The sequence below is a fragment of the Nocardia aurantia genome, assembly GCF_009604425.1.
Classification (GTDB): Bacteria; Actinomycetota; Actinomycetes; order Mycobacteriales; family Mycobacteriaceae; genus Nocardia; species Nocardia aurantia.
The window spans coordinates 242,327-264,351 of record NZ_WEGI01000012.1 but is presented as its reverse complement, the minus strand read 5'-3'; the positions used below and the strand labels follow the sequence as shown (position 1 = coordinate 264,351).

The window sequence follows — 22,025 nt, the reverse complement described above, 5'->3', positions numbered from 1 at the left end:
CCCGATCTTCCCATGACCCGGCAACGGGTTTTCCCGGGTGCCGGTCAGCGCTCGCTCTTGATCAGATGCAGCCGCGGCGGCGGCGCGGGCAGCCCGAAATAGTGCGCCAGCGCGGCGTTGAGCGCGTCCTGATCGGAGCGGTCGGCGACCCGCGGGGCCGGGGGCTCGAACACCGGCCGCGGCGCCGGTTCCGCGGGTTCCGGCACCGGCGCGGCGATGCCGGTGAGCAACTGCCGCAACGCCTCGTTGACGATGTGCTTCTTCGATCGGCCGCCGGCGCGAGCGGCCTGCTCGAGCAGTTCCACGACGTCGGAATCGAGAGTCACCGTCAGCCTCACGGCCACCATCCTCCCCGCGACCGGCCTCGGTTATGCGCGGATCGGCCGTCGATTGACGTATCTCACAGTCACACCGTCAAGGTCACGGCGCCCGCCGCGGGCGAGCTACCCTGCAACACCGCGCGATAGACCGCGTCCTTGCCGGACCAGTAGGCCGCGGCGTCCGAGGTGGCGGCGGTGAACCAGGGCAACTCCCCCGGCTCCTCGGCGAGCAACTCGCCCGAATCGCGGATCAGCGCCACGTATCCGGCGGCGGAACCCACGAATTCGTCCAGATCACGCAGACATTCGTCGAAGGCGTCCTTGTTCTCGCCGAAGTAGTACGGGAATTGGAAGGCGGCCGCGAACTCGTCGAAAACGCCTGCGAGCGTGCGCATCCTGGTGCCGCGCAACTCCCGGGCGACGTACCCGTCCGGAACCCGGTACCGCACCCCGCTGAACCGGCCCGCGTCGACCGCCAGCGCGCCCAGCGCCGGGGCGCGGCCATGGTCCGGCGACCCGGCGACGGCCGCGAACCGGGTGGACGGACCGGCCAGAAACTGCGCCAAGGTCATCGAAACGCTCGTCACCGCATCGCCTTCCGGCTCACCGCAACCAGGTGAACGTCTTGTAGTGGTCACCGGTGTAGTACGCGGAACCGTCGCTGCCGGTGATGATGCGTTCCGCGTCGCGGCTCTGCCCCGGTTTCTTCGGGTTCACGTCCCATTCCTGATAGGTGATCGCGTGGCCCGCGGAATCCTGCTGGGCCAGTTGGTTCCCCCGATTCATCCAGTGGTCACCGCCCTTGGTGCCCGGCGCGTTCGCGGAACCGGGCCAGCGGCCCGCGTCGATCTCGTCCAGCGTCCGGTAGACCCGGTCCGGGACACCCGCCAGGTGCGCGGTGATCGGCGCCGCCGACATGGTCCCGGCCGTGATCGCGGGCGCCGGTCCGGCCGACGGATTCGCCGAATGATGTTCGCCGCGGGCCACCAGCAATCCGGCCACCACCACGACCAGCAGCCCCAGCAGTGCGGCCGCGCTACGAAAACCCTTGCCGGAGAACTTCATCGGTACTGCACCGTCACCGGGGCGTGATCGGACCAGCGCAGCGCGTAACTGGGTGCGCGCTCCACCACCGCCTGCTTCGCCCGCTCGGCCACCGCGCCGCGGGCCAGCTGGTAATCGATGCGCCAGCCCGCGTCGTTGTCGTACGCGCGGCCGCGGTACGACCACCAGCTGTACGGTCCCGGGACGTCCGGGTGCAGTTTCCGGACGACGTCGACGTAGCCGGCGGCGAGGATCTCGTCGACCCAGGCCCGCTCGCCGGGCAGGAAGCCCGCGTTCTTCACGTTTCCCCTCCAGTTCTTGATATCGAGCTCGGTGTGCGCGACGTTCCAGTCGCCACTGATCACGAAGTCGCGCCGCTGTGCCTTCAGGTGCGCCCCCAGACCGGCGAGGAAGCGGTACTTCTCCTCCTGCAACGGCGTATCGGCCTCACCGGTGTGCACATACACACTGGCGATGGTCAATTCGTCGAATTCGGCCTCGACGTAGCGGCCCAGGCCGTCGAACTCCGTGCTGCCGAAGCCGATTCGCACCGCCCGCGGCTCCCGCCGGGACAGGATCGCGACACCGGCCCGGCCCTTCGCGCCGGGTTCCGCATGCGCCAGGTGCCAGCCCTGGGTCAGCGCCGGCGCCAGCGCCGCCCGGGTCTGCGCGTCGGTGGCCCGGGTCTCCTGCAGGCAGACCACATCGGCTTCGGTGGCCGCGAGCCATTCGAGCATCCCCTTGCCCGTTTTACCCGTCGCCGCGCGGATTCCGTTCACGTTGATGGTCGAGATGATGATGGGGGGCACCCTACGACCGTACAATGCAGGTCGGACACTTTTCCTGTGGACACCGCGGTCGCGCCACCGGATCGGCGCACACCAGGAAGGGGTCACGACAATGATGTCGCGTACCGCCGCCGCCCCCACTCCGATCTCCGCCCTGCACACCGGATCCGGCGATCCGCTGTTGCTGTTGCACGGGTTCATGCTCTCGCCGCACTGCTGGGAGCAAGTGGCGCAACGGATGTCGGGCACCTGCGAGGTGTTCGCACCGGCGCTCGCCGGGCACTGGGGCGGGCCCGAGCCGGAGACCCGCACCCTCGACGTGCGCATCCTGGCCGACCGGGTGGAACGGCAACTCGACGAATTGGGCTGGCGCAGCTGCCATATCGCGGGAAATTCGCTGGGTGGCTGGATCGGCTTCGAACTGGCGCGCCGCGGTCGCGCGCGCACGCTCACCGCGATCGCGCCGGCCGGCGGGTGGCACACGCCGTCACTGCTGCAACTACGGGTCGGACTGAAGTTCCTGTCGCTGCTGCCGATCGTGGAGTTGGGCAAATTACTCGGTTCCGGACTGCGATTCAGCCCGCCCGCACGGAGTTTCGCCGCGCTGGCGCTGAGCCATCGGACCACCGCGGTGCCGCGTGCGGCGGTGGAGGCGGCCATCGCCGCCGCCGTGCACTGCCCGGCGATGGTGCCGATGCTGCTCAAAGGCCTGCGCACACCCGGCGTCACGGACGTCGGGGCGCTGGAAACGCCGGTGCGCCTGCTGCTCTGCGAACACGACCGGGTGATCCCGAATCGCAGCTACGCCGAACTGTTCCTGCGGGAGCTGCCGGAATCCGCCGACCGCATCCTCGTGCACGGCGTGGGCCATGTGCCGATGCTGGAGGCACCGGACCGCGTCGCCACTCTCATCGCGGAACACATCTACGCCAGCCGCGGTCACCTACGCGCGGTGTGAACCCGCGCGCGACAACGGTTTTCCACACTCCCGAAGTTGTCCACAGGCTTCCACATCCGCCGGGCAATCCGATCGATAGCTGCCGGGCCGCCGACTACCTTGGTGCCCATGGGGAGTCCTACACATCACAGCCAGCGCCCGGGTCAACTCCGCGCGGACGTCGACGACCTGTACTACCTGGTCGCCGACACCAACGAATCGGCGCATCTCGCCCACGCCGCCATCCGGGGCCTGGACATGCGCCTGCACCGTCAGGCGAAGACCAACGGCCAGCAGTTCGGCATCCTGACCGCTACCCTGCGCCAGCACAGTCGCCGATTCGACGGGATCGACAAACGTCTCGACGGGATGGACGCGCGGTTCGACGGGATCGACAAACGTCTCGACGGGATGGACGCGCGGTTCGACGGGATCGACCAACGTCTCGACGGGATGAATGCGCAATTCGACGGGATCGACAGACGTCTCGACGGGATGAATGCGCGGTTCGACGGGATCGACCGGCAACTCGAACGGCTCGCCGTGCACCTCGATCAGCTCGTCGAGACCTTGTCCGGGCCGCCGCCCGTGGTGTGACAGGCCGGCGGGCCGGAAACAGTTCGGGCACCCGCGGCCACCGGGGACGGTGGGGGCGGGTGCCCGGGATCGACTCGCCGCACACCGACTGGTCGCATCGGACGGTGGGTGACGGGCCTGCGCGTCTCAGCGCAGCTCGCGCGCCAGGTTGGCGTCGAGCACACCGAGGAATTCCTCGGTGGTCAGGTAGCCCTGATCGCCGCCGACCAGCGACGCCAGGTCCTTCGTCATCTGGCCGTCCTCGACGGTCTTGATGACCACGTCCTCCAGGGTCTGGGCGAAGCCGATGACCTCGGGGGTGTTGTCCAGCTTGCCGCGGTGCGCCAGGCCCCGCGTCCACGCGAAGATCGAGGCGATCGGGTTGGTGGAGGTGGGCTTGCCCTGCTGATGCTGGCGGTAGTGCCGGGTCACGGTGCCGTGCGCGGCCTCGGCCTCGCAGGTCCGGCCGTCCGGGGTCAGCAGCACGGAGGTCATCAGGCCCAGCGAACCGAAGCCCTGCGCGACCGTGTCGGACTGCACGTCACCGTCGTAGTTCTTGCACGCCCAGACGTAGCCACCCTCCCACTTCAGCGAGGAGGCGACCATGTCGTCGATGAGCCGATGCTCGTAGGTGAGACCGGCCGCGTCGAACTGTGGCTTGAACTCGGCGTCGAAGACCTCCTGGAAGGTGTCCTTGAACATGCCGTCGTAGGCCTTCAGGATGGTGTTCTTCGTGGAGAGGTACACCGGGTAGTTCTGCTGCAGGCCGTAGTTGAACGACGCGCGGGCGAAGTCCTCGATGGACTGCTTGAAGTTGTACATACCCATCACGACGCCGCCGTCCTCCGGCATCTTCACGACCTCGTGGACGATCGGCTCACTGCCGTCCTCCGGGGTGAAGGTGACGGTGACGGTGCCCGCCTGATGCACCTTGAAGTCGGTGGCGCGGTACTGGTCGCCGAAGGCATGGCGGCCGATGATGATCGGCTTGGTCCAGCCCGGAACCAGTCGCGGAACGTTGGAGATGATGATCGGCGCGCGGAAGATGGTGCCGCCGAGGATGTTGCGGATGGTGCCGTTCGGCGAACGGTACATCTTCTTCAGGCCGAACTCCTCGACCCGGGCCTCGTCCGGCGTGATAGTCGCGCACTTGACGCCCACGCCGTGCTGCTTGATGGCGTTGGCCGCGTCGACGGTCACCTGGTCGTCGGTCTTGTCCCGGTACTCGATGCCGAGGTCGTAGTACTCGAGGTTCACGTCGAGGTACGGGTGGATCAGCTTGTCCTTGATGAACTGCCAGATGATCCGGGTCATCTCGTCGCCGTCGAGTTCGACGACGGTGCCTTCAACCTTGATCTTGGACATGGATCTTCGTGTCCTCCTAGGAAGGTGCTCCCATTGCACAGGCCAGGCGAACACGCTTGTGAGCGGACCCCGGCTGTTCAACGACAACGTATACGTCCCGCGCTGTCCACGAGACTTGCGGTGCTTAAACAAGACAAGCGTACTGGTGCGCTGTGTCTCACTTCCAGGGGGCGGTCCTTCCCGGGACCGGCCCATCGCCCCAGCGCGGTGGCGCAGGTCACGCATACTTCCATACCAAGTATGCATAACAGCGGCGGACGACCGTTCCGCCCGGGGTCGGGACGGTGGACGTCACACGGCGGTGCCGGGTGCCGCGAACCGGCACCCGGCACCGCCGGAGTGTGAGATATCAGACACCGACCGAGACGTGCTCGGCGCCCTCCAGCAGGTTCTCCGGCTTGTCCCGGATCATCAGCGCCACGATCACGATGGCCGCCGCGAAGAAGCCCGCCCCGATGTAGAAGGCCGCGTCGTAGCTGTGGATGGCCGCGCGGGCCGCGACGTTGTCGATGGCCGGGTGGTTGCGCGCGTAGCGCTCGGCGACCTGCACCGAGATGCTGGTCAGCAGGGCGGTGCCGATGGCGCCGCCGACCTGCTGAGCGGCGTTGAGCAGGGCGCTGGCCACGCCGGAGTCCTCGTCCTCGACCTGATGCAGGGCCGTGGTCTGCATCGAGACGAACAGCGCGCCCATGCCGAGGGCGATCAGCGAGATGGCCGGCAGCACGCTGGCGGCGAAACCGGCGCCGTAGTGCAACTGGGCCAGGTAGACCAGTCCGGCGATGCCCAGGATGCCGCCGGCGATCATCAGCGGCCGCGGACCGATGCGCGGCAGCAGCGTGCTGGTGATCCCGGCGGAGATGATGATGCCGATCGGGAACGGCAGGAACGCGACACCGGCCTTCAGCGAGCTGTACCCGAGGGTGACCTGCAGGTAGTAGCTCAGGTTGATGAACATGGCGAACATGGCGATCGGCACCAGCAGCGCCACCAGGTACGAACCGCCGCGATTGATCTCGCCGGGAATGTGCAAGGGCAGCAGCGGGCTGGCCGAACGCCGCTCGATCGCGACGAACGCCGCCAGCAGTGCGACACCGACGATCAGCAGCGCGAGCGTGCTCGACGCCAGCCAGCCGTCCTCGGCCGCGCGGCTGAAGCCGTACACGATCGAGATCAGGCCGAGGGTGACGGTCACCGCGCCCGGCACGTCGTAGCCACCGGTGTGCGGGGTGGGCACGTCCCGGATGACGAAGGCGAAGGCGCCGACGAGGGCCAGCAGCGCCACCGGGGTGTTGACCAGCAGGCACCAGCGCCAGTCGGCGTATTCGGTGAGCGCGCCGCCGACGATGAGGCCGATGGCCGCGCCACCGGCGGACACACCCGCGAAGGCACCGAAGGCCCGCGCCCGCTCGCGCGGTTCGGTGAAGGTCACCGAGACCAGCGACAGCGCCGCCGGGGCCAGCACGGCCGCGAATGCGCCCTGCAGGGCCCGGCCGGCGAACAGTTCGGCGGCGTTCTGGGCCAGCCCGGCCAGGGCCGAGGCGGCGGCGAAGCCGACCAGGCCGACGAGGAACATCCGGCGGCGGCCGAGGTAGTCGGCCAGGCGGCCGCCGAGCAGCAGCAGACCGCCGAAGATCAGCGTGTAGGCGGTGAGCATCCACTGCTTGTCGCCGTCGCTGATGTGCAGGTCACGCTGGGCGAAGGGCAATGAGATCGTGACGATGGTGGCGTCCAGCACCACCATCAGTTGAGCCAGGGCGAGCACGCCCAGAGCCCACCACCGAGTCGAGCGACCGCGCTCGGCGTCGGTGGCCGGGGATTCGTGTTCTGCGATCCCGAGGTCGGTCATGGGGGAGAACTCCTGAGTAGGAAGCAAGGTGAGGCCATCGTGTCACCGCAAGCCAAATGGCGTCAAGAGAAAAATGTCGCACTGCGACATTTGGCGACTCTGGTCATGAACTCGTAACACGGAGTTAGAATGCGTAGATGCTCGGCTCCTCCTCCTGTCAGCCCCGGGCCGGTCTGCGTGAACGCAAGAAGGAGCAGACCCGGCGCCGGATCATCGAAGTAGCGCTACAGCTCTGCGACAGTCAGGGCTTCGAGGCGACCACCGTCGAGCAGATCGCCGATGCCGCCGACGTCTCGCCCCGCACGGTGAACCGGTACTTCGAGCTCAAGGAGGACATCGTCCTCGCCCCGACCGAGGACTGGGGCCGGCGCGTCGCCGCCGAGTTGCGCAACCAGCCGATCACCGGCAACGAGCTGCTCGCGCTGCGCGATGCCCACCTCGCCGTGGCCGAACTCAGCACCACGGACGAGGCCCTGCCGTTCGCGTGGTTCCAGCAGATGCAGCGGATCATGCGCGCCAGCGCCGCGGTGCGCTCGCGCAGCATGGACTTCGTCGACACCAAGACCGCCGAGCTCAACGCGGCCATCGGCGAGCGGCTCGGGCTCGACGCCGAATCGCTGACCGTGCGCCTGATCGCCGCCACCTGGCACGCGATCATCCGCACCGGCATGGAATGCGACACCGCCCTGGCCGATTGCAAGCCGGCCGCGGCCAAGGACCTCATGATCCAGGCCGTGCAGGCGGCCTACGACGAATTCAAGCTGGTCTGCGCGCGGCCGATGGCCACCTCCGAGTAACCCCGGCGCAACCGTCTAACACCACCGGATCGCGATCCGATACCATCCAAGACAGGTCATGAGCGCCAGCGCCAAGCCCCGGCTCGCTGGTCGGCAACCCTCCAGTTGCGGTGGGGTGCTCCGGGTGATGACCCGGCTTCCGAGAAGACCGGGAGCAAGCGCGATGTCAGGAGCACCACCATGAGTAACCCCACTGCGCCCGATTTCGGCTGGTCGGCCGGCGTTTCGGGCGTTCGCCACCGCCTCGCTACCATCGAAGGGGTGCGTGACTTCTCGTTCGCTGCGGCATATTCCCGGTCCGGCGCGGTGGCGGCACGGTGACCGTGGACAGCGACGCACGGATCTCCCGACCCGCCGCGGCCGTGCTACCGCCCGCCGACGGCACCCTGGTCACCATTCCCGTGGGGGATGTCCGGCTGGAGACCGGGGCGGTCGTCCCCGACGCGATTCTCGCCGTACAACGCTGGGGTGAGCTGTCGCCGGACCTGGACAACGTGGTGCTCGTCGAGCACGCCCTCACCGGCGACTCGCACGTGGCCGGCGCGCCGGACGGCCTGCACGCGCTGCCGGGCTGGTGGGACGGGATCGTCGGACCGGGTGCCCCGCTGGATACCGACGAGTGGTGTGTGATCGCCACCAATGTGCTCGGCGGCTGCAAGGGCAGCACTGGGCCGGCGAGTCTCGCACCGGACGGAAAGCCCTGGGGCACAAGGTTTCCCGAGATCTCGATCCGCGATCAGGTGACCGCCGAGGTGGCGCTGGCCGACCTGCTGGGCATCGAGCGGGTGGCCGCGGTGGTCGGTGGCTCCATGGGCGGCATGCGGGTGCTGGAGTGGATGGTCGGGTATCCGCAGCGCGTCGGCGCGGCACTGATCCTGGCCGTCGGCGCGCGCGCGACCGCCGACCAGATCGGCACCCAGACCACCCAGATCGCGGCCATCACCGCCGACCCGGATTGGCAGGGTGGCGACTATCACGGCACCGGCCGCGCACCGCGGACCGGGATGGGTCTGGCCCGCCGCATCGCGCATCTCACCTATCGCACCGAATTCGAGCTGGATCATCGGTTCGAGAATCGGGCCCAGGACGACGAGGATCCCTGGAGCGGCGGTCGCTATGCCGTGCAGAGCTACCTGGAGCATCAGGCCGACAAACTGGTCGCCCGATTCGATCCGGCCACCTACGTCCTGCTCACCGAGGCGATGAACCGGCACGACGTGGGCCGTGGCCGCGGCGGCGTCGAGGCCGCGCTGGCGAGCACACCGGTGCCGTGCGTGGTGGGCGGTGTCGACTCCGATCGGCTGTACCCGCTGCGCACCCAGCAGGAGCTGGCGGATCTGCTGCCCGGTTGCCGTGGGCTGGAGGTCGTCCATTCCCGCGACGGGCACGACGGCTTCCTCACCGAGACCACCGCGGTCGGCAAGCTGCTGGTCCAGACAATGGACCTGGCCCGCTCCGCCCGGGGCGACACGGTCAGTCGACGCCCAGACTGCTGATCGTCGCGGCCAGCGTCACGATGGCGCCGCCGAGCACCGCGTAGGCCGCGATGTCGAAGGGCCTGCTGCGCACCGCCAGCAGGCCCACCCGGGCCGTCGGGACACACAACCGCAGCACGGCCGCCAGCAGGATCGCGCCCCCGACGAAGAACGCGCCGCGCCGCCACCGGTCCTGCGCGACGAACACGATCGCGACCACCAGCACTGCCACCACCAGCGACATCGGCAGGTGGGTGCGGAAGAACCGCCCGACTGCTGCGGAGCGCGACGGCAGGGTGGCAGGGGTCTCGGTCACGCTCCGATTCTCGCATTCCCGTTCGGATCGGGCCGGGTCGCTCGGCCGCGGAGCCGCCGGGGATACTTGCCCGCGTGCTTCATCTGGTGTTCTTCGAACCTCGCATACCACCGAACACGGGTAACGCGATCCGGCTGGCCGCCGGCACCGGATGTGGGCTGCATCTGATCGAACCCCTCGGATTCGATCTGTCCGAGCCGAAGCTGCGACGAGCCGGGCTGGACTACCACGATCTGGCGTCGGTGACGGTGCACCGGGATCTGGCGGCCGCCTGGGCGGCGATCGAACCGGGACGGGTGTTCGCGTTCACCGCGCACGCCACCCGGCGCTACACCGACGTCGAGTACCGCCGCGGCGACGCCCTGCTGTTCGGACCGGAACCGACCGGGCTGCCGGACGAGGTGCTGGCCGACGCCCGCGTCACCGAGGGGGTGCGGATCCCGATGCTGCCCGGCCGGCGCTCGATGAATCTGTCCAACGCGGCGGCGGTCGCCGTGTACGAGGCGTGGCGGCAACTGGGGTTCCCGGGTGGGCTGTGACGCCGATCGGAACCGCCCGTGCCGACGGTGATCCGGGTGGTCGTCAAGCCGAACAGCGGTAAGGGACCGCTGGTGCAGACGCTGGAGGACGGCATGCTGCGGGTGTACGTGCGTGCCCCGGCGGTCGAGGGTAAGGCCAACCGGGCGGCCGCGGAGGCGCTGGCCCGGCACTTCGGCGTACCCAAGAGCGCGGTGCGACTGACCGCCGGGGCCACCTCCCGGTTCAAGCGCTTCGAGATCGACGGCCTCACTCAGGGATAGGGCACACGGACGTCGAGCACGTCGTGTGCCAGTACCCGGATCTCGTCGTCGGCGGCCAAAACCAGCTCGCCGGCGTGCTCGGTGTGCACCCGATCCCGATCGCCGCGCCGCAACTGGACGGTGGCGGACGGCGTCAGCGCGAGGTGACGGAGCACATCGTCGCCACCGCGGCGCTCCCAGCCGGCACCGCGCCGGGACCAGACCATCGCGGCGCTCGGCCGATCCGGAGTACCCGGCTGCCACTGCAATCGGGCGACGGTCAGCTCCCCCGCGTCCCAGCGGACGTCGATCAGGACCGAGCAGCCGGTGTCCGGCGGCAGGTCGAGGCGCTCCGGCCGGGGCCCGGGCAACTCCATCCACAGCAATCGTGCGGCGCCGCAGGTCTTCCCGTCGCGCTGGTAGCCGGGCACGGCCAGCTCCCCACCCGACGGGTGCAACGCGACGCGATCGATCGCGGTGTTGACGCCGTCGACCCGGCCCAGGGGGCGCACGGCACCGGTTTCCGGGTCGGCCGAGAAGAGGTGCGTCAGGCCCCAGCTCGCGCCCGGCGGCGACTCGGTCTCGGCGAGCACCAGCGTCCGGTCGTCGGCGGCGAGCAGTCGGACGGCGCCCAGCAGATTGCCGGCGGCGATCGGGTCCGGCGGTGCCGGCAGCGATATCGTCACGCGCACAACCGGATTCGGTTCGTGAAGGTCGGCCTGGAGAAAGTCGCCAGGCGGCCGCCACCAGCCGACGGTCGTACCGTGCAACGGAAACACCCGATCGCAGCGGCAGTCGATCGAGCCCGGCAGCATCGCGCCACCGCGAGCCTCCACCGCCCGCACCGTGCCCGTGGCGTCCAACGCGTAGATGTGCGAATTGTCCCGGGTGAAACCGGCATCGGCGTAATGCCCCGGATGCCTGGCGACCACCCGATCCCGAGTCGCCAGTACAACCTCTGTCCCGGAACGGAACACGAACGAGCGCTCCGGCGGACCGGCGGCCACGCTGCCCCGCAACGCCACCGCCGAACCCGCGGCGACCGGAATCGGCAGCCGTAGCGCGCAACCGGTGGAGAACACCAGCCAGACGATCGCCGAAACCACGACAGCGCACCGGCCGCCCGCGAACCACCCGGCGGACAACGGATACAGCCGGCCGAGCGCCCGAGTGCCGATCATCCGAGCACCTCCAGCGCGCGCCGATAGAAGCTCTCCCGCTCGGCCAGGCCGTTGTAGCCCCCGTTGACGGCGGCGGTGACAGCGGAGAAATCACCCAGATCGGCGAGCGCGTTGATCGCCCGGGAATTCCAATACCATTGCGCGACACGGAATCCGATATCCGGCCGGGCCGCCGAACCCGGATCGCCCTCCAGATCCAGCCCGAGGGCGAGTCCGGCGTCGCGATAGTTGCCGCGGCCGGTCAGCTGAATCGGTCCGCGGCCGTGGAACAACGGGCCGTCGCCGGGCGCGGTGTTGCCGGCCGCCGCGTTCGGCTGCCCCGGGTCGTACTGCCTGAAATAGCCGTCGTCGCCGAATTCCTCGAAATATCGCAGCTGCCCGCTCTCGTGCGCCAGTTGCGCCAGAAATGCCGCCTGCCGCAACGGCGTGGTGATACCGCCCTCCAGCATGGCGGCGTTCAGCGCCGGCAGATATTCCGCCGCCCGCTCGAACGACAGATCCGGCATGATGGCCGTGAGCTGGTCCAGCGTGACACCGACGGCCGGGCCGGTCGCCGGACCGGTGTGCCACGCGGTCGCGGCGGCGATGCCGAACGTTCCGATGCCGCATTCGTCGGCGGCAGGAGGTTCCGCACCCGTCTCGTCCTGGTCACCGGGTTCGTCAGCGAATCGGTCGACGGCAGAGTCGTTCTCGGCACACACCGCTTCCTCCGGTGGCTCCGGACCGATGACTACCGATTCGTCGGGGTCGCCGGATCGGAGATCGATCGAATTCAGGTCGCCGGGTTCGACGTAGCCGGTGGCGTCGCGTTCGCCCTGCGCGGACCGGGACACCGCCATCACGCCGTCCGATTCGTCATCGAGTCCTGCCGGTCGGATGTCGTTGCCGCCGAACGGCTCCGGCGGGCGACCCGTCAGTGCATCCGACGTGTCCCCGGTACCGGACGAGCGATCGTCCTCGACCGCCGTTGTCCGCCCGGATATCTCGGCACCAGCGCCCGATCCTCCGGCGGCGACCGGGTCCAGCGCGGGCTCCGCATCGTCCGTTCGCTCGGCCGCCCGTGAGCCGTCGTTCTCCTCCGGATCCGCGACCTGCCCGGCGCCCGGCAATCCAGCAATACCGCGGGTGTCGCCGGCAGCCGGTGGCACGATGCTTCCGGATGTCCCGGTGGTGTCGAGCGCTGTGCCGGTATTCGAGAGTTCGGCAGCGGCAGGCGCACCGACCTCCTCCCCGGGGCCGGTCGTGCTCGTCGGGCCGGCGGAAGGCGGGGCGGGAGTGGTGGCACCGGCCTCCGGAGACTCACCGGCGGCGAGGTCGACCGCGGTATGGAGGCCGAACATGGCTGCCAGACAACGGAATTCGTTGCTCACACCGAGAATGGCGGCCCGGCCGCGGTCGGCGGCGCGGGTGACGGCGGTGAGCGCCTCGGCGAGCACCTCCGACCATTCGCCGGCGACGGCGGGGTGTTCGGCGGTGACGGTCCAGTCGTCGGCCACCGTACAGCCGGCCGCCTCGGCGTCGGCGGCGTAGTCGAGGGCGGCGAGGGCGGTGTAGTGCAGGTCGGTCAGAGCGCCGGCACCCCGGTCGCGCAGCGCCTCGAGCTGATCCCACAGCAGTTGGTTGCGGCGGTGCGCCGCCTCCACATGGTCCAGCACGGCGTCGTATGCCGTTCCCCGCCAGCCGCCACCGTCGAGGCGGCGACATTCCGCGCGCACCGCGCCGGACAGGCTTTCCATATCGCCCAGCGATCGGTCGAACAGGGCGCGCAGGCCGAGGGCGGCCTCGAGGGCCCGCCACGCCTCGATCACCGAGCGAGGCGGTGGCATTCGTGGAGGTGTCACCACCGCACCTCCAACCGGAGCAGCGCGCCCGCCCCCGCCCGGTCGGCGGCCGCGTAGCCCTCGACGGCGATCTCGGTGTGGTCGGCGAGCCGGGCGAACCATTGCGCGCTGCGCCGGACGAGATCGGCTGCGGCATCGGCGGATTCGCACCAGACTCCGGCCAGCGAGCTGTGCGGGACCAGATCGGCGACCAGCGCCTGCACCTCCCACGCCGTCTCGGCCGCGTTGTCGATCTCCCGGAAGGCACGCCGTGCCACCGCGCCGAACCGCCGTACCGCGTCGGCATCGACGCCGACGACACAGGTATCGGAGATATTCGAACCGGACATGCAACCCCCCTCGCGTTCTTCGAGTGGTGTTCGATGCCGCGACCGTAACCACCACCACCGACGGCTGTCACGAGCCTTCGCACAGCCGCACCCGTAGCGCGGCGACACTGCCGCGACGCACCGCAGAACGCGGTGCGGCTTCCCGAAGCGGGTGCGAGAGAATAAGAACCAATTGGTCTTTTCTGTGGACCCGGTACCCTCGCGTAGGACGGGGCCGCAGGTCCCACCGATGGGAGAGCGCAGGCATGATCAAGCGTTTCGCGACACTGCTGACGGCGGTGGCAGCGGTCGTGCTGATGGCCGGCGGGCAGGCCTGGGCCGGTCCGGTCACCATCCACGACGACTCGAAGGTGCTGGACGCCGGCCGGGTGACGGACGCGGGCAATGCCCTGCCGGATCCGGTCCAGGTCTTCACCACCGAGAAGTACGCCGACGACAACGCGTCCTTCGATCGGGAAGCGCAGTCCCACATCACCGGCGCGACCGACGTGGTGATCGCCATCAACACCAAGTCGCATCACCTCGCGATCCGCACCGGCAACAATTCGCACATCCGCGACACCAGCGCGGCGGGGAAGGCCTTCGGCAGCGCCTACGGCAACGGCGACTACACCGGCGCGACGGTCGCGGCCCTGGGCTCGCTGAACTCCGCGGTCGGTCAGGGCGCGCCGACCAAGGCGCCCGCGCATCCGCCGCAGGCGCAGCATCGCGGCAACCAGCACTCCGGGTTCAGCCTGTGGGGTCTGCTGTGCCCGATCCTGTTCGTGGTGCTGATCGTGGGCGGCATCATCGCGCTGATCCGCCGCCGCCGGGGCGGCGACGGTGGAAACAGCGGTGGCGGTGGCCTGTTCAACCGCGGCGGCCCGCAGGGCGGTTACGGCCAGCCCGGTTACGGCCAGCCCGGTTACGGTCCCGGCCCCTACGATCAGGGGTACGGCCAGGGCTACGGCGGACGTCCCGGCATGAGCCCCGGGATGGCCGGTGGCCTGGGCGCGGTCGGCGGTGTGGTCGGCGGCGGCCTGCTCGGCTACGAGCTGGGCAAGATGTCGGGTGAGCACGAGAATCACGGCGACTACGAGCGCGGTTACGAGTCCGGTTACCAAGCGGGCGACGATCAGCCCACCAACCAGGACTGGGGCGGTGGCGGCGGCGACTCCGATTTCGGCGGTGGCGGTAGTGATTTCGGTGGTAGCGGCGGCGACTTCGGTGGCGGCAGCGACAGCGACTTCTGATCCGAGCGGCTCGCACACGGTGTACGAGAGCCGACCTCCGCGCAGCGGCGTTGCGGCTGTCGTCGGCAGTCGGCCCGGCACCCAGCCTGTCCGCTGGCACCCAGCCTGTCCGCTGGCACCCAGCCTGTCCACCTGGCACCCAGCCTGTCCGCGCCCGACAGCCGACAGCCGACAGCCGACAGCCGAGATCGTATTGGCGTGTTGCGGTGGTTTGCTGGGTGATCTCAGGCGCACTCGCTGACTTTGCGGTGGGTCGCCGGATGGCCGATGCCTCGCGCGGATCAGCGGAAGTCGCGGGATTTGGCGGTGATTCGCAGGTCCAGGCGTTGCACGTGGTCGGCGAGGATGCTGACCGCGCCCTCCGCGTTCTGGACCCGGCCGCGGATCAGGAGGGCGGGGGCGCTCTGCAGGATGCGGCGGTACCGCGCCCACAATCCGGTGGAGCACACCACGTTCACCATGCCGGTCTCGTCCTCCAGGTTGAGGAAGGTCACTCCGGCCGCGGTGGCCGGGCGCTGCCGGTGGGTGACGGCCCCGCCCACCAGGACTCGCGCGCCGTCGGACTGGGCGAGCAGCCGGTCGGCGGGCAGCGCGCCCAGTGCGTTCAGGTGCGAGCGCAGGAATTCGGTCGGGTAGCTGTCCGGGGAGACGCCGGTCGCCCAGACGTCCGCGGCGGCCAGCTCCAGTTCGCTCATCCCGGGCAGGGTGGGCGCGGTGGTGGCCGCGCCGGTGCCCGGTAGCCGGTCCGGGCGCTCCCCCGCCGCGGCGCCCGCAGCCCACAGCGCCTCCCGCCGGGTCATCCCGAGGCTGCCGAGCGCACCGGCGGTGGCCAGTGATTCCGCTTGTGCCACCGTCAATTCCACTCGTCCGGTCAGATCCAGGAACGACGTGTAGGCCCCGGACGCCCGGGCCGTGACGATCCGTTCGGCCAGTTCGGTGCCGATGTGCCGCACCGATGCCAGCCCCAGCCGCACCTCGGCGCCCTGCCGTTCCAGCGTGGCGGCGGCGAGGCTGCGATTGATGTCGGGGCCGTGCACCGCCACCCCGTGCCGCCGGGCGTCGGCCACCAGCGACTGCGGCGAATAGAAACCCATCGGCTGCGCGTTGAGCAGTCCGGCGCAGAACGCCGCCGGGTGATGCAGCTTGAACCAGGAGGAGTAGAACACCAGCGAGGCGAAACTCTGCGAATGACTCTCGGGGAAGCCGAAATTCGCGAAGGCGTACACCTTCTCGTAGATGCGGTCGGCCAATTCGCCGGTGATGCCGTGCAATTCGCGCATCCCGGTGTAGAAGCGGTCACGCAGCCGGTTCATCCGCTCCGGTGACCGCTTGGATCCCATCGCCCGGCGCAGCTGATCCGCCTCGGCCGCACTGAATCCGGCGACGTCGACGGCCATCTGCATCAGCTGTTCCTGGAACAGCGGCACTCCCAGCGTGCGGCCCAGCGCGTTCTCCAGCGCGGGATGGTCGAAGTGCACCGGCTCGAGTTCGTTGCGCCGCCGGATGTAGGGGTGCACCGATCCACCCTGGATCGGCCCGGGCCGGATCAGCGCCACCTCCACGACCAGGTCGTAGAAGTTGCGCGGCCGCAGCCGCGGCAGCGTGGCCATCTGCGCCCGCGACTCCACCTGGAACACGCCCACCGAATCGGCCCGCGACAGCATCTCGTAGACCGCCGCCTCGCTCAGATCCAGCGCGTGCAGTTCCACGACCTCGCCGACGTGCTCACGGACCAGGTCGATCATGTAGTGCAGGGCCGACAGCATGCCCAGCCCGAGCAGGTCGAACTTCACCAGGCCCACGGCCGCGCAGTCGTCCTTGTCCCACTGCAGCACGCTGCGGCCGGGCATCCGGGCCCATTCGACCGGGCAGACATCGGCGATGGGCCGGTCGCAGATCACCATGCCGCCGGAGTGGATGCCCAGGTGCCGGGGCAGGCCCTCGAGCTCCCCCGCCAGCCGCAGCACCTCGGCGGGGATATCGGTGTGCTCCTCGGCGGCCACCCCGGTCCAGCGGCTGACCTGTTTGCTCCACGCGTCCTGCTGACCGGGCGAGAAGCCCAGGGCCCGCGCGGCGTCGCGCACCGCCGACTTGCCGCGATAGGTGATCACGTTCGCCACCTGCGCGGCGTACTCGCGACCGTATTTCTCGTAGACGTGCTGGATCGCCTCCTCGCGGCGATCGGATTCGATGTCGAGGTCGATATCCGGCGGACCGTCCCGTTCCGGTGACAGGAACCGCTCGAACAGCAGCTCGTTGGCCACCGGATCGACGTTGGTGATGCCGATCGCGTAGCAGACCGCGGAATTGGCCGCCGAACCCCGGCCCTGACACAGGATGCCGCGATCCTGGCAGAAGGCGACGATGTCGTGCACCACGAGGAAGTAGCCGGGGAAGTGGAGTTCGGCGATCACCCGCAGTTCGTGTTCCAGCTGCCGGTACGCCTTCGGATTCTCCTGGGGCGGTCCGTAGCGGCGGACGGCACCGCGGAAGGTGAGATCTCGCAGCCAGGAGGTCTCGTCGTGGCCGGCGGGCACCTCGAACGGCGGCAGTTGCGGCGCGATCAGCCGCAGGTCGAAGGCGCAGTCCCGGGCCAGGCCGGCGGCATTGGCGACCGCCTGCGGGCAGGCCGCGAACAGCCGGGCCATCTCCGCGCCCGAGCGCAGGTGCGCGCCACCGGTGGCGGGGAGCCAGCCGTCCATGTCGTCGAGGCTGCGCCGGGCCCGGATCGCGGCCAGCGCCATCGCCCGCCGGCGTTGCGCGGGCCCGGCGAAATGCGCGGCGGTGGTGGCGACCACCGGCAGCCCGGCCCGCTCGGCGAGGGCGGCCAGCCGCGCGTTGCGCTCGTCGTCGGCGGGGATGCCGTGCCGGGTGAGTTCCACGGCCACCCGGTCGCGGCCGAATCGGTCCACCAGATCTCCCAGGGCCGCGGCGGCCGCGGCGTCACCGTGCGAGAGTGCCTCGCGCACATGGCCTTTGCGGCATCCGGTGAGGATCTGCCAGTGCCCGCCGGCGGCCTCGGTGAGCCGATCCAGGTCGTAGCGCAGCACACCCTTCTCCCCGGCCACCATGTGCGCGGCCGACATCTCCCGCGCCAAGCGGCGGTAGCCCTCCTCGCCACGGGCCAGCACCAGCAGGTGCGGACCGGCGGGATCGGGTGCGCCGGTGCGAGGTTCGGATTCCGGCAGCGCCGACCCCAGCGACAGTTCGGCGCCGAACACCGTCGGCAGCCCCCATTCGGCCGCCGCCTCGGCGAAGCGCACCACCCCGTAGAACCCGTTGTGATCGGTGAGGGCCAGCGCCCCGAGGCCCAGCCGGACCGCCTCCTCCACCAGTTCCTCCGGCTGGCAGGCGCCGTCGAGGAAGCTGTAGGCGGAATGCGCGTGCAGTTCGGCGTACGGCACCACCGGCTCGTCGGGCGCCGGTCGCGCACCCGCCCGGTAAGCGTCGCGCTTGCGGGACCATGCCGGACCGTCGCCGCCGTCACCGGGCGGCAGTTCGCGACCGGGACGGCCGGACAGTACCCGTTCCATCTCCGCCCAGGTAGGCGGACCGTTTCCCCAGCCCATGCGCACCTCCGGCAAACCGATCGGTACTCTTCATAGTCGAACATGCATTCGACTGCAAGTACGGTGTGCCGCGATTGCCCGACTGTGACGCAGCACATTGGCATCGCAACTTACTTTGGAGTAAGTTGGTTCGAATCGAATCCGGGGCAAGGGAGCAACGATGTCCGACACCGCCGCCGAGCCGGGCTACGCGGCGCGCCGCCGCACCCGCCGGGATCTCACCGGTAAGCACGTCCTCATCACCGGTGCGTCTTCCGGGATCGGCCGGGCCGCGGCGATCGCCGTCGCCGCCCGGGGCGGCGTGGTGATCCTGCTCGCGCGCCGCGGCGACGAACTGGCGACCGTGGTCGACGAGATCACCGCCACCGGCGGCACGGCCTTCGGCTACCCCTGCGACGTCACCGACGCCGAGTCGGTCGAGCACACCGTGAAGGCCGTCCTCGACGAGCACGATCACGTCGACATGCTGGTCAACAACGCCGGCCGCTCGATCCGCCGCGCGGTGCACCGGTCGACCGACCGGCTGCACGACTTCGAGCGGACCATGGCGGTCAACTACTTCGGCGCGGTGCGGATGACGCTGGCGCTGCTGCCGCAGATGCGGGAGCGAAAATTCGGCCACGTGGTCAACATCTCCAGCGCCGGGGTGCAGGTCGCCACTCCCCGCTTCGCCGCCTACCTGGCCAGCAAGGCCGCCCTCGACAAGTTCGCCGAGGTGACCGCGGCCGAGATGCTCGCCGACAACGTCACCTTCACCACCATCCACATGCCGCTGGTCCGCACCCCGATGATCGCGCCGAGCGGCAAGCAGGGGCCCTCGCAGTCCCCGGAATGGGCCGCGGACACCGTCGTACGCGCGCTGACCGACCGACCCAAGCGCATCGATGTCCCGGTCGGCACGCTCGCCGAATACGGCAGCCTGTTCGCCCCGCGGCTCAAAGACCGCATCCTGCACCAGTACTACCGCGCGCTGCCCGACTCACCCGCCGCCAAGGGTGAAGTACCCGTGTCGGAAACCCTTGTCACACACCATAAACCGCATCGCGCCCCGTCCACCGCGGGCCGCGCGGCCCGCACCGCGCTGCGCCGGACCGTCAACCTGGTCCCGGGTATCCACTGGTAGATGCCGGGCCGAGTCGACGGGTACCCGGGCATCCATCGGCAGGCGCCGGACCAGAGCAACAATCCCCGAGCATCCATCGGCAGACACTGGATCGGAGCGACGATCCGGGCATCCATCGGCAGACTCGGGGCCAGCTCGGCGGCCTGAGCATCGGCCGACGTGCCTGGGATCAGGTCGACCGGAATCCACTGGCAGACGGGACCGGATCGACCGCGCCGGGCATCCGCTGGTCCATGTGGGACCCGGATCGACCGCCCTCGAGGCGTCCGCTGAGTAGTGCGCGGCCAGGCCGACTGTTTCTGGTCCATCGGTAGACACGGGATGGGGTCCCGCGCGAGTCGCCAGTGGCGGCGTGCGGTGTGCGAGCGGGTGCACCCCACCGGGTAGCCGTCCCGGGCATCCACCGTCGGTGCGGCTCAGGGCAATTCGCGGACGGCGTCGGCGACCACGGCCGACGCGGGTTTGGGGGCGGCACCGCAGCTGGCCTGACGCGGGGCGTAGGCGACGGTGCGGGCGGTGACCAGCCAGCGGCGGCCGTCACGATGGGCCACCTGGGCGGCACCGGCGAAAGTGGCCGGATCATCGGGCAATTCGGCCCCGGTCAGGGTGGGCAGGACATCGTCCGCGACGGCGGCTACCGTGAGATCGTCCGCAGCGGCCGGAACTCGTTCGCGCACAGCGATTTCCGCTACCTGTTCCACCGGTGAGCAACCGCTGCGGCCACGGAAGCCGGTCAGCGGGATCTCGCCTCGATCGGCGGCGGCCACCACCGCCACCGCGGCGTCCTCGTCGAGGCGGCCGAAGGTGAGGCCGCCGGGCAGCAGCACCATCGCGGGGGCGAAGCGATGACCGCCGGTGTGCGAGCACTCCCAGACCCGGTCCGGGTATTCGGCGGCGAGCCGCGCCGCGATCGGGCGGCCGAGCCGTGCGCAGCACTGGTCACGCTTGCCGTGGGTGCACACCAGGATCGGCGGAACCGGCACGGGCGCACCGAGTCCGGGCGCGGGGCCGTTCACCAGGTGCAGATCGAGGTCGAGCAGTTGCTTCAGGTCGGTGATCTCCAGTCGCTCGCACCAGGATCGCCCCGGATGCGAACTCGCCAGCAGTACCGTTCGGACACCGGTGAATTCGCCGCGGCCGGGCCGGCGGACAAGTGTCGGCCGGACCTTCGCGGCCTTCACCCGCGGGGCCAGCTCGGCCGTGATCTCCGGGCCCAGCACCTCGTCGCCGATCACATCCCGGCCCCAGGCACCGGGCTGCTCGACGCACAACCACCCGGTCACCCGCGTGGCGCTACCGGGCAGGGGGATGTCGACCGCGGCGGCGGCCGAACAGGACAAACCGCTGAACATTATTTCAGGATAGAACCGTCGCGGACCGGAAGATCTCCGGGCCACGGGCACCCGCCTCGGGACCTCAGTGGCCCAGGAAAGGCAGTGTGACGGTGGTGAATTCGCGGTAGCGGTCGCGGTGAATGCTGTGGCCGCAGGCGAAGGCGTCGATCGCGCAGTCGGGGACGGCGGCGCGGAACAACTCCAGTTTCGCTGGGTCGACCATGCCGCCGGGACCGCCGCGCAGGAACAGCGTGGCGGCGGTGATCTCGGAGATCCGCTCCCACCACTCCGGATTCGGCTTGCGGAACTGTTCCAGGGCGGTGCGGGTCATCGCGCGGTCGAAGGCCAGGACCGCGCGCGGATGCCGGAGCAGGCTGCTGGCGGCATGCCACAGTTCCGGCAGCGACGGGAACCGGCGGGTGAGGGTCACCTGCTCGTCGCCGGAACGCAGCGGCAGCGGCTGTTCCTCGATCACCAGGCGGCGTACCAGTGCGGGCCGTTCGATCGCGATACAGGAGACCGCGTAGCCGCCGAGCGAATGCCCGACCAGGTCGACCGTGGACAGTTCGAGGTGGTCGCACAGGCGCAGCAGGTCGGCGCCGAATTCGTCGAAGTGGTAGGAGTCGGTGTGCGCGCTGCGGCCGTGGCCGCGCAGATCCGGGACGATCACCCGACGGCCGGACCGCACCAGCCGGTCCGCGAACCGGTCCCAGGTGTGCCCGTCGCCGCCCATACCGTGCACCAGCAGCACCGGCACCCCGGACAACGGGTGCGGAACGACCGGCCGGCCGGAGTCGCGGTAGGCGATGGATACACCGCCCAGCGGCACCCGGATGACAGTCGACTCCACGTTTCGCCAGGGTACGGACACCGGCACGAGGGCGCCGCAGAATGTGCCGGGTGCCATAATCCGGGCCCGGTTCTCGTCGGACCGGAGTGGCAGGATGGGGACATGACGAACGGTTCCGACGACCGAGTTCCCGACCCGCAGGGCACGGTGCTCGGCATTCCGTACGACTGGCGAGTACCGACCGCGGCCCGGCTGCGCGCCCGGTGGTGGAATCCGGACGACAAGCGTCTGTTCACCCCGAGAGCCTTCGGCTGGGGGTACGACCTGAACTTCCATCGGCTGCTGCGTCCGCTGCGGAAGTAGGGCGTTCCGCGGGTGGCCGG

The 22,025-nt window shown here is 69.8% G+C and carries 21 protein-coding genes, 1 pseudogene and 1 riboswitch; of the genes and pseudogenes, 9 read left to right on the top strand and 13 right to left on the bottom strand.

Annotated features, from left to right (window positions below; translation table 11 throughout):
* Nucleotides 1-44 precede the first annotated feature (44 nt).
* The 4 genes from NRB56_RS27465 to NRB56_RS27450 form a co-directional block, all read right to left on the bottom strand.
* Nucleotides 45-338, bottom strand: a complete 294-nt coding sequence (locus NRB56_RS27465) for a ribbon-helix-helix domain-containing protein (RefSeq protein ID WP_194291007.1) — start codon at nucleotides 336-338, stop codon at nucleotides 45-47.
* A gap of 68 nt (nucleotides 339-406) precedes the next feature.
* Nucleotides 407-892 (bottom strand): barstar family protein, encoded by a 486-nt coding sequence (locus NRB56_RS27460; RefSeq protein WP_153347133.1) that lies wholly within the window; start codon nucleotides 890-892, stop codon nucleotides 407-409.
* A gap of 31 nt (nucleotides 893-923) precedes the next feature.
* Nucleotides 924-1,385: a ribonuclease domain-containing protein gene (locus NRB56_RS27455; RefSeq protein ID WP_153347131.1), complete on the bottom strand. Its 462-nt coding sequence runs from the start codon at nucleotides 1,383-1,385 to the stop codon at nucleotides 924-926.
* Nucleotides 1,382-2,173, bottom strand: a complete 792-nt coding sequence (locus NRB56_RS27450; RefSeq protein WP_319943607.1) for an exodeoxyribonuclease III — start codon at nucleotides 2,171-2,173, stop codon at nucleotides 1,382-1,384. The genes NRB56_RS27455 and NRB56_RS27450 overlap by 4 nt, the downstream gene beginning before the upstream one ends.
* Before the next feature lie 91 nt (nucleotides 2,174-2,264).
* On the opposite strand from NRB56_RS27450, the gene NRB56_RS27445 reads away from it, so the two are divergent.
* Nucleotides 2,265-3,110: an alpha/beta fold hydrolase gene (locus NRB56_RS27445; RefSeq protein WP_153347127.1), complete on the top strand. Its 846-nt coding sequence runs from the start codon at nucleotides 2,265-2,267 to the stop codon at nucleotides 3,108-3,110.
* A gap of 108 nt (nucleotides 3,111-3,218) precedes the next feature.
* Nucleotides 3,219-3,686 carry a hypothetical protein gene (locus tag NRB56_RS27440; protein WP_153347125.1) on the top strand — a complete coding sequence of 156 codons (468 nt, stop codon included), beginning with the start codon at nucleotides 3,219-3,221 and terminating at the stop codon, nucleotides 3,684-3,686.
* A 126-nt stretch (nucleotides 3,687-3,812) separates the two neighbouring features.
* Here NRB56_RS27440 and NRB56_RS27435 read toward each other — a convergent pair whose 3' ends face one another.
* The gene (locus NRB56_RS27435) at nucleotides 3,813-5,030 is read right to left on the bottom strand and encodes an NADP-dependent isocitrate dehydrogenase (protein ID WP_153347123.1); all 1,218 of its coding nucleotides are present in this window, start codon (nucleotides 5,028-5,030) and stop codon (nucleotides 3,813-3,815) included.
* A gap of 349 nt (nucleotides 5,031-5,379) precedes the next feature.
* Complete coding sequence (locus NRB56_RS27430; RefSeq protein ID WP_153347121.1) at nucleotides 5,380-6,876, bottom strand: MFS transporter; 1,497 nt, start codon at nucleotides 6,874-6,876, stop codon at nucleotides 5,380-5,382.
* Nucleotides 6,877-7,013: 137 nt separating this feature from the next.
* Here NRB56_RS27430 and NRB56_RS27425 point away from each other — a divergent pair, with 137 nt between their 5' ends.
* Together NRB56_RS27425 and metX are read left to right on the top strand one after the other, a co-directional pair.
* A complete protein-coding gene (locus NRB56_RS27425) occupies nucleotides 7,014-7,673 on the top strand; it encodes a TetR/AcrR family transcriptional regulator (RefSeq protein WP_153347119.1) in 660 nt (219 codons plus the stop codon).
* 54 nt (nucleotides 7,674-7,727) lie between these two features.
* A riboswitch (SAM riboswitch) is annotated at nucleotides 7,728-7,840 on the top strand.
* A gap of 150 nt (nucleotides 7,841-7,990) precedes the next feature.
* On the top strand, nucleotides 7,991-9,169 hold the full coding sequence (gene metX / locus NRB56_RS27420) for a homoserine O-acetyltransferase MetX (protein WP_319943606.1): 1,179 nt from the start codon (nucleotides 7,991-7,993) through the stop codon (nucleotides 9,167-9,169).
* Here metX and NRB56_RS27415 read toward each other — a convergent pair.
* Entirely contained in the window at nucleotides 9,147-9,392 is a 246-nt protein-coding gene (locus NRB56_RS27415) for a DUF3017 domain-containing protein (RefSeq protein ID WP_153347366.1), read from the bottom strand. The genes metX and NRB56_RS27415 overlap by 23 nt on opposite strands.
* Before the next feature lie 146 nt (nucleotides 9,393-9,538).
* Between NRB56_RS27415 and NRB56_RS27410 the strand changes: the two genes are divergently transcribed.
* Together NRB56_RS27410 and NRB56_RS27405 are read left to right on the top strand one after the other, a co-directional pair.
* Nucleotides 9,539-10,003, top strand: a complete 465-nt coding sequence (locus NRB56_RS27410; RefSeq protein ID WP_319943605.1) for a tRNA (cytidine(34)-2'-O)-methyltransferase — start codon at nucleotides 9,539-9,541, stop codon at nucleotides 10,001-10,003.
* Nucleotides 10,004-10,021: 18 nt separating this feature from the next.
* The gene (locus tag NRB56_RS27405) at nucleotides 10,022-10,264 is read left to right on the top strand and encodes a DUF167 domain-containing protein (RefSeq protein WP_319943604.1); all 243 of its coding nucleotides are present in this window, start codon (nucleotides 10,022-10,024) and stop codon (nucleotides 10,262-10,264) included.
* Here the strand turns inward: NRB56_RS27405 and NRB56_RS27400 are convergent.
* The 3 genes from NRB56_RS27400 to NRB56_RS27390 are packed head-to-tail and all read right to left on the bottom strand — an operon-like array spanning nucleotide 10,255 to nucleotide 13,594.
* On the bottom strand, nucleotides 10,255-11,424 hold the full coding sequence (locus NRB56_RS27400; protein ID WP_153347117.1) for a hypothetical protein: 1,170 nt from the start codon (nucleotides 11,422-11,424) through the stop codon (nucleotides 10,255-10,257). The two genes, NRB56_RS27405 and NRB56_RS27400, sit on opposite strands and share 10 nt — an antisense overlap.
* Nucleotides 11,421-13,265, bottom strand: coding sequence for a glycoside hydrolase family 19 protein (locus NRB56_RS40260; RefSeq protein ID WP_319943603.1), 1,845 nt, complete (start codon nucleotides 13,263-13,265; stop codon nucleotides 11,421-11,423). The genes NRB56_RS27400 and NRB56_RS40260 overlap by 4 nt, the downstream gene beginning before the upstream one ends.
* The gene (locus NRB56_RS27390; protein WP_153347115.1) at nucleotides 13,262-13,594 is read right to left on the bottom strand and encodes a hypothetical protein; all 333 of its coding nucleotides are present in this window, start codon (nucleotides 13,592-13,594) and stop codon (nucleotides 13,262-13,264) included. Before NRB56_RS27390 ends, NRB56_RS40260 begins: the two co-directional genes overlap by 4 nt.
* 245 nt (nucleotides 13,595-13,839) lie before the next feature.
* Here NRB56_RS27390 and NRB56_RS27385 point away from each other — a divergent pair, with 245 nt between their 5' ends.
* Nucleotides 13,840-14,826, top strand: coding sequence for a hypothetical protein (locus NRB56_RS27385; protein ID WP_153347113.1), 987 nt, complete (start codon nucleotides 13,840-13,842; stop codon nucleotides 14,824-14,826).
* A gap of 281 nt (nucleotides 14,827-15,107) precedes the next feature.
* On the opposite strand, the gene NRB56_RS27380 is transcribed toward NRB56_RS27385, so the two are convergent.
* Nucleotides 15,108-18,395 carry an error-prone DNA polymerase gene (locus NRB56_RS27380; protein ID WP_153347111.1) on the bottom strand — a complete coding sequence of 1,096 codons (3,288 nt, stop codon included), beginning with the start codon at nucleotides 18,393-18,395 and terminating at the stop codon, nucleotides 15,108-15,110.
* 178 nt (nucleotides 18,396-18,573) lie between these two features.
* Between NRB56_RS27380 and NRB56_RS27375 the strand changes: the two are divergent.
* Nucleotides 18,574-19,518, top strand: a pseudogene (locus NRB56_RS27375) (SDR family NAD(P)-dependent oxidoreductase); the annotation flags it as partial.
* A gap of 416 nt (nucleotides 19,519-19,934) precedes the next feature.
* On the opposite strand, the gene NRB56_RS27370 reads toward NRB56_RS27375, so the two are convergent.
* Together NRB56_RS27370 and NRB56_RS27365 are read right to left on the bottom strand one after the other, a co-directional pair.
* Nucleotides 19,935-20,870, bottom strand: coding sequence for a sucrase ferredoxin (locus NRB56_RS27370; RefSeq protein ID WP_153347107.1), 936 nt, complete (start codon nucleotides 20,868-20,870; stop codon nucleotides 19,935-19,937).
* Between the two features lie 64 nt (nucleotides 20,871-20,934).
* Nucleotides 20,935-21,702 (bottom strand): alpha/beta fold hydrolase, encoded by a 768-nt coding sequence (locus tag NRB56_RS27365; RefSeq protein ID WP_319943602.1) that lies wholly within the window; start codon nucleotides 21,700-21,702, stop codon nucleotides 20,935-20,937.
* A gap of 102 nt (nucleotides 21,703-21,804) precedes the next feature.
* Between NRB56_RS27365 and NRB56_RS27360 the strand changes: the two genes are divergently transcribed.
* Entirely contained in the window at nucleotides 21,805-22,005 is a 201-nt protein-coding gene (locus tag NRB56_RS27360) for a DUF5808 domain-containing protein (protein WP_153347105.1), read from the top strand.
* The last annotated feature ends 20 nt before the right edge of the window (nucleotides 22,006-22,025 follow it).